At 61.3% G+C, this 6,700-nt stretch carries 6 protein-coding genes; all 6 read right to left on the reverse strand.

Going from position 1 to position 6,700, the window contains the following annotated elements; all coding sequences use genetic code 11:
* Positions 1-305: 305 nt before the first annotated feature.
* The 6 genes from V7080_RS22135 to V7080_RS22160 all read right to left on the reverse strand — a co-directional run bounded on the left by V7080_RS22135 (position 306) and on the right by V7080_RS22160 (position 6,407).
* Entirely contained in the window at positions 306-1,814 is a 1,509-nt protein-coding gene (locus V7080_RS22135; protein ID WP_334190551.1) for an ATP-binding response regulator, read from the reverse strand.
* 92 nt (positions 1,815-1,906) lie between these two features.
* Entirely contained in the window at positions 1,907-3,670 is a 1,764-nt protein-coding gene (locus V7080_RS22140) for an ATP-binding protein (protein ID WP_334190552.1), read from the reverse strand.
* An 11-nt stretch (positions 3,671-3,681) separates the two neighbouring features.
* Positions 3,682-4,674 carry an ATP-binding SpoIIE family protein phosphatase gene (locus tag V7080_RS22145; protein ID WP_334190553.1) on the reverse strand — a complete coding sequence of 331 codons (993 nt, stop codon included), beginning with the start codon at positions 4,672-4,674 and terminating at the stop codon, positions 3,682-3,684.
* Between the two features lie 20 nt (positions 4,675-4,694).
* A complete protein-coding gene (locus V7080_RS22150) occupies positions 4,695-5,132 on the reverse strand; it encodes an ATP-binding protein (protein ID WP_334190554.1) in 438 nt (145 codons plus the stop codon).
* Between the two features lie 20 nt (positions 5,133-5,152).
* Positions 5,153-5,533 carry an STAS domain-containing protein gene (locus V7080_RS22155; protein WP_334190555.1) on the reverse strand — a complete coding sequence of 127 codons (381 nt, stop codon included), beginning with the start codon at positions 5,531-5,533 and terminating at the stop codon, positions 5,153-5,155.
* A gap of 7 nt (positions 5,534-5,540) precedes the next feature.
* Positions 5,541-6,407, reverse strand: coding sequence for an STAS domain-containing protein (locus tag V7080_RS22160; RefSeq protein WP_334190556.1), 867 nt, complete (start codon positions 6,405-6,407; stop codon positions 5,541-5,543).
* Positions 6,408-6,700 lie beyond the last annotated feature (293 nt).

Genomic DNA, 6,700 nt, shown 5'->3' on the forward strand with positions numbered 1-6,700 from the left:
CCTGCCCTTTTGGGATCCCCGTAGGGGCGTCGACTGGGGGTCGCCTTTTTTGCCTTCTTTTTTGGCGAGGCAAAAAAGTAGGTGGCCAGCCGGGGCCAGTCCCGGCTAGTCTCTTCGAAGAGACCAAAGAGTTGCATCACCGGAGAGAATCCGAAGCCCAACCCATCCCATCCGGCAGAATATCGCAACACCTATTGCGCCCCTTTCTTCACCCCAGTCTGTTTCGCAAACTCTTCCATCTGCGCATACCCCTCCTTCACCAGCTGAGGTATTCCGGAGTGACGCCAGCCGCGGGAGCTTGCACATCAGGCGCTGCGAAGCATTTCCGACAGCGTCGAGAAATCGATCGGTTTCACCACATGACGGTTGAAGCCGGCTTCCGCGGTACGGAGGCGGTCCTTGTCCTGCCCGTACCCGGTGAGCGCGATCAGGGTGGCGTTTTCCATGCCCTGGAGCCGCCTGAGGGCCACCGCGACGTCATAGCCCGGCATGTCGGGCAGGCCGATATCGAGAAATACCGCTTCGGGCAGGAAGGTGCTGGCGCAGGCGATCGCATCGACGCCGTTGTACCGGATCTGGACGGTATGTCCCTCATGCTCGACCAATGCGCCGAGGATGTTGGCGGCATCCTGATTGTCATCAACGATCATCACGCGGCGACCAGCGTTTTTCACTTCCTTCGTTGCCGCCACGTCCTGTTCGACCGCGGCATCCGGGAGCAGCGGCAGCCATAGATTGAACGTACTTCCCAGACCCGGACCGGGACTCGTCATCGTGACCGATCCGCGATGCAGTTCGACGATGGCTTTCACCAGCGACAGGCCGATGCCCAGGCCATCCTGCACCCGGTCCGGCGCGTGTCCGGCCTGCGTGAAGAGTTCGAAGATCGAACTGGCGTCTTCGGCTTCGATGCCGATGCCGTTGTCGGTCACCGAAATGCGGATGCCGTCGTTTTCCCGGGCCGCGGTAAGGTTGAGACTGCCACCGGGCGGCGTGAACTTGGCGGCGTTGTGCAGCAGGTTGCCGACCACCTGCGCCAGCCTGACGGCATCGCCATTGATCCATGCCGCCTTGGAAGGAAGGTCCAGCGTCAGGACATGGCGCAGCGACTGGAGGATGGGCTTCGTGGTTTCGATGGCCGCGTCGATGAAGGTCTTGAGTTCGACCGGCTCTTCGCGCAGGACGATTTTGCCCTGCGTGATACGGGCCACGTCGAGCAGGTCATCCACCAGGCGAACGAGGTGATTGGTTTGCCGGATGATGGTCTGGCGCGCGTTCTCCTGCACCTGCGGCACATAGGGATCGAGACGCTGCAGCATTTCCACCGAATTGCGGATGGGGCCCAGCGGATTGCGCAATTCGTGCGCGAGGGTGGCGAGGAAGATGTCCTTGCGCCGGTCGACTTCGCGCAGTTCGCGCTCGACCCGGCCCAGCCGCAACAGCGCCCTGACGTTCGCCACCAGTTCTTCCGGCTCGATCGGCTCGAACAGGTAGTTGTCCGCACCGCCCTCCAGCGCGCGTATCTTGTCGGAGACGCCGATATAGGATGCGGACGTCTGGAGGACGAGGATGGGTTGGGTTTTCGCGTTTTCCTTGAGACGCCGGCACACTTCGAAGCCGTTTATGTCCGGCAATTTGACGTCGAGCAAGACCAGGTCGGGCAAATCGTTTTCCGCGCGTTCCAGGGCCTCACCGCCGCTCGCCGCCTCGATGACCCTGAAGCCTGCGCGCGTGAGCGTGCGCGATTTCGCATAGCGCGCGCCCTCGCTGTCGTCGACATTCAATATCAGGGAATCGCTGGGAGTGGTTGTCATCATTACGTTCTTGGCGCGGCTGCGCACCGTCGTCGTGCGCAAGGTTCGCGTCGGGTTCGCCCGCTGGAATACATTCTTCTCTTGTCAATTTATCACTGCGCCGGTCCCGTGACCTTGCGCAGCGTCTCGATCAGTTCGTCATGGATCACGGGTTTGATGAAATACGCATCCGCACCCAGGGAAAAACCCTTGCGACGGTCATCAACCTCGGTAGCCACGATGATAGGCACATTCTTGCGCCGGTCGTCATTTTTTGTTTCGGCCAGCCAGCGCCAGGAATCCGTACCGGCCAGCATGATATCCAATACGACCGCGGCCGGCTGCCGGGCAATCCACGACGCTTCCGCTTCGCGCAGATTGCGTGCGGGAACGACACAGAATTCGGTGCCGTCGAGATATTTCTCGTACAGCATCCGGGTCTGCTGATGATCCTCGACGACCAGGACCGGAATCTTCGCCGGATCGATGGCGGGTTGCGGCTCCGCGGCCTCGGGGACCGCATCCGCGCCTGGGCCCGCATAGCGCGCAGGCAGAACGACCCAGAATGTCGAGCCTTCGCCCGGAACGCTTTCCACGCCGACGTCGCCGCCGAGCAGCCGGGCCAGATTGCGGCAAAGCGGCAATCCGAGGCCGGTGCCCTTGATCCGGTTCTGCAGGCGATTCTCCACCTGGCTGAATTCCTCGAAGATGAGCTGCTGGTTTTCGGCTGCGATGCCCAGCCCCGTGTCCGATACCGAAATCCGGATCGACTCCTGGTCGGGCAGGCGTTCCGCCGCCACCCTGACGACCCCGGCTTCAGTGAATTTCAGCGCATTGGAAATGAAGTTGCGCAGGATCTGAGACACCTTGGCTTCGTCGGTGAACAGGACGCCGGTGTCCGGCGCCACCTCGAATACGAGCGACACCGACTCGGTCACCAGCAGCGGGCGCAACATGCCGCGCAACGCGCTGAACATGTCGCCGATCTCGAAACTGACCGGACGCACGTCGACCTTGCCCGCCTCGATTTTTGCCAGGTCCAGCAGGTCGTTCACCAGTTCGGCAAGCGACTCCGCTCCCTTGAGAATGAAACTGACCTGCTTTTCCTGTTCCGCGGTGAGATCGCCGTCCGCCCGGCTGAGGAGCAGCTTGGAGAGCGCGCGGATGGAACTCAGCGGCGTGCGGAATTCATGGCTCATGTTCGACAGGAAGCGCGATTTCATCTCGTCCGCGCGCCGCAGGTGGTCAGCTTTTTCGTCCAGTTCGGCATAGAGCGCGACCACGCCCCGGTTGGTGTCTTCCAGTTCGCGGGTGAGTTGCAGCAGCTCCTCCTGGCGCGCCTTCAGTTCGGCGAGCGTGACGAGCAACTCCCTGTTCTGCTCCTGCACTTCGGAAAGGGTAACGTTGGACGGCAGCGCCGCCAGGCGCGCACCGATCTCCCCGATCTGCAGGGAGGCGAGAACCGGTGCGTCCCTTGGGAGCAGTTTCTTGAGGACGATGCAGGTCCCCTTCCCTGCTCCGGTGTCGATGTCGCACTGGTCCACCAGGCGCCGCGCACCGGCGATGCCGAAGCCCATGCCGGTCGTGGATTGATAGCGGCCGGACAGGATCAGGTCGAGGTCCTTGATGCCGGGCCCCTTGTCTTCGATGCGAATCAACAGCACCTGGGGCGCGGTATCGCCTTCGATCGAAAACTCGACCCTGCCGCCTGACGTGTAGTTGTAGACATTGCGGGCCAGCTCGGACACCGCGGTCGCGATGCGCGCCTGGTCCTGCGCGGGAAATCCGCACAGGGAAGCAATCTGCCGGGCGCGCTGGCGGGATGCCACCACGTCCATCTCGGCCTTGATACCGACGGTAAGAATACGGACTGTCATCGTTGCATGGCTTAATGTTCGCGAACGACCAGCACGGTCGCATCGTCCCTGGCGCGCGCGAAATCACGGTAAAGAACAGCCGCGATCACGCTGGGATGCCGGGACACCAGGCCGGGATAGTTTTTCAGATCCCACCGGGTGCCGATGCCGTCGGAATGCATGACCAGCACGGAGTTGTCAGACCATCCGAAGGAAAATTCCTGCGCCTTGCGCATGTTGTTGCCGACGATGCCATTGTGCGACACAAGGTGACGGCGGGCATCTCCGTCGTGCACGGCGGCGGCGATATTTCCGACGCCGGTGAAACGCAGCTCCCTGCTCCTGAAATCCAGGTGGGCGATCGCAGCCGCCGCGCCGCGCGTGCCCCGCAAGGCATCGTGAAGCGCGTGCATCAGGTGCGCGGGCGCGAGTTCCGGATGATCGGCAACCGCTGCAACCGCCGCGCGTGACGCCTTCGCCGCCTCGGGGCCGTGCCCGAGGCCGTCGGCAACCAATATGGCCAACCCGTTCGGCGTTTCCACCACGGTCCAGGCGTCACCGCATTCCTCTTCACCCTGCAGCGGCAGGCAGACCGCGCCGACCTTGCGCCGCAGGGAATGATCGACGCCGGGATCGTTCCAGACCAGCATGTACAGCGCGGTACCCATGCCCGGCGCGGTAAGGACATCGAACTCGTCCGACTGGCGGCGTATCGTGCCGAGTCCCACGCCATAGGTGCCGACACTTGAATTGCCGTCCTGCATGTTGGCAGCGAGGTTGCTCATCCCCGGTCCGGAATCGATGGCAAGTATCTCAATGCCGACGGAGCCGGAGGCGGCGTGATCGAATACCGGCCGCAAGAGGATTTTCCCCTCTTTCGCATGCTTGATGATGTTGGTTGCGGCCTCGGTGATGACGAGCGCAACGCGGCCGGCCAGGGTTTCGTTGAAACCGAAGGTTCGGGCGAGGTCGTTGCCGGCACGGCGTGCCGCCGAAACTTCGCTCGGCTCGCCGATATGCAACATGATTTGATGGTGCCCGTTGCTCAAAACAGTTTCCATTTCGTGATGGTGACGGTCGTGCCCTTGCCGACCTCGGTTTGCAGGTCGAACTCGTCGGCAAGCCGTTTGGCGCCGCTCAGGCCGAGTCCCATGCCGCCGCCGGTGGTGTATCCGTCGGTGAGTGCAAGGCCGACATCGGCGATGCCGGGGCCGTGATCGATGAAAATGAGGCGCACGCCGCGCTTGCCGCCCTGCATCATCTTGACGACATGCGATTCGCCGCCGCCGCCGTAGGTGACGGTATTGCGTGCGAGCTCGCTTGCGGCCGTGATCATCTTGGTCTGTTCAATCAGGCTGAATCCGGCCGACACCAGCGACTCGCGCACCGTCTTGCGGAGGCGCACGACGTCTTCGTCACTGCGGAGCGGCATAACGATCGTATCGTCCACGGTTTTATTGATCGAATCGGTTTCTCGCAACATTGATACTGCCGGATCCGGCATCAGAATGAGAGCAGGCGATTGCCTGCCTTGCCCGGCCGCTTGAGCAGTTCGATGCCGTGGTCCACGTTCAGCGCCGTGATGACGCCGTCGAGCGTCAGCCCAAGCTCCACCAGCGTGATGGCCACGGCGGGCTGCATGCCGACCAGCACGGTACGCGCATCGAGGATCTTCGCCATCGACGCCGTATTGCTGATCATCCGCCCGATGAAGGAGTCGACGATATCCAGCGCGGAGATGTCGATCAGCACGCCGGTTGCCCGGTCCTTCACGATGCGTTCGGTCAGGTCGTCCTGCAAGGTCATCGCAAGCCGGTCATGCATGTCCACCTGGATGGTGACCAGCAGCAGACTGCCCATTTTGAGGATGGGAATATGGTCCATAAACGCCTTAATCCGGGTGCTTCTCGTAAGTGATGTTGGAACCGGTGCGACGCAATGCCACGACAAAGGCGTCGGCCAGGGTTGCCTTGGTGATCACATCCTCCAGATTGACGCCGAGGTGAACGATGGTTTGCGCGATCTGCGGCCGGATGCCGCTGATGATGCAGTCCGCTCCCATCAGGCGCGCCGCGGCGATCGTCTTCAGCAGGTGCTGCGCGACCAGCGTATCGACGGTCGGCACGCCGGTGATGTCGATGATGGCAATCAATGCGCCGGTATCGACGATCTTCTGCAGCAGGTTCTCCATGACGACCTGGGTGCGCGCGCTGTCGAGCGTGCCGATCAGCGGAAGGGCCAGCACGTTCTTCCAGAGCTGGACGACCGGCGTGGACAGTTCGAGCAGTTCCTGCTGCTGGCGCAGGATGACCTGTTCGCGGCTTTTCTGGAAGACATCGATGGTGTAAAGGCCAAGGTCATCGAACAGCATGCTTGTCTTCGCCGTCTCCGTCGCCAGGGCCTGCGGATCATCGGCCAGTGCCGTGCGCAGATAAGTGAATAGGGGCGTTTTCAGCGAAAAAACAAAGTTCGCGGTCTCGATCGGCGAGAAGCCCTGCCGCGCCCGCGACTGGGAAATCTCTGTCAGCAATGCGCGGGTTTCTTCCCATGCGCCTGACTCGATATTGGCGGTGCTGTCATTCTCGATGGATTTTGCCAGCAAGGGAAGAAAGCGCGCCGACTGCTGGCGCATCTCCGCTTCAGCGCCGGGATCACGCCGGACCATCCGTTTCAGCATGCTGTCCAGCCACCCTGCCAGCAGCTCGTTGTGATGATTTGTGATGACGCCAGCCAATTGGCTGCCTTCTTTTTTGCTCATGAATGTAATCCCTTAGGAGGCATCCGTTCATCCTGTCCGGAAGCCATTCCGGGCTGTAATGCGAATGCTTGATTTTGTGAGACGACCGTTGAAGAAAGGAAACAGTCGAACAACAGAAACGATTCTGACTGCGTGAGAGTAAACAAGTTTAACGAAGGGCAAAGTTTGTTTGGAAAATCGTTCTCATGGGAATTTAATGGGTTAAAGGAAATGATGAGTAGCCGAAATTAAAACAGCGCTGCGCAAGGTTCCCTCCTCCTGTCAGGGGGAGGGTTAGGGGTGAGCAGGGGTTT

The sequence above is a fragment of the Noviherbaspirillum sp. genome (assembly GCF_036846085.1).
In the GTDB taxonomy this organism is placed as follows: Bacteria; Pseudomonadota; Gammaproteobacteria; order Burkholderiales; family Burkholderiaceae_D; genus Noviherbaspirillum.

Coding starts and splice junctions, on each gene's coding strand:
- V7080_RS22135 (WP_334190551.1), bottom strand. CDS start 1,814: ATGACAACCACTCCCAGCGATTCCCTGATATTGAATGTCGACGACAGC.
- V7080_RS22140 (WP_334190552.1), bottom strand. CDS start 3,670: ATGACAGTCCGTATTCTTACCGTCGGTATCAAGGCCGAGATGGACGTG.
- V7080_RS22145 (WP_334190553.1), bottom strand. CDS start 4,674: ATGTTGCATATCGGCGAGCCGAGCGAAGTTTCGGCGGCACGCCGTGCC.
- V7080_RS22150 (WP_334190554.1), bottom strand. CDS start 5,132: ATGTTGCGAGAAACCGATTCGATCAATAAAACCGTGGACGATACGATC.
- V7080_RS22155 (WP_334190555.1), bottom strand. CDS start 5,533: ATGGACCATATTCCCATCCTCAAAATGGGCAGTCTGCTGCTGGTCACC.
- V7080_RS22160 (WP_334190556.1), bottom strand. CDS start 6,407: ATGAGCAAAAAAGAAGGCAGCCAATTGGCTGGCGTCATCACAAATCAT.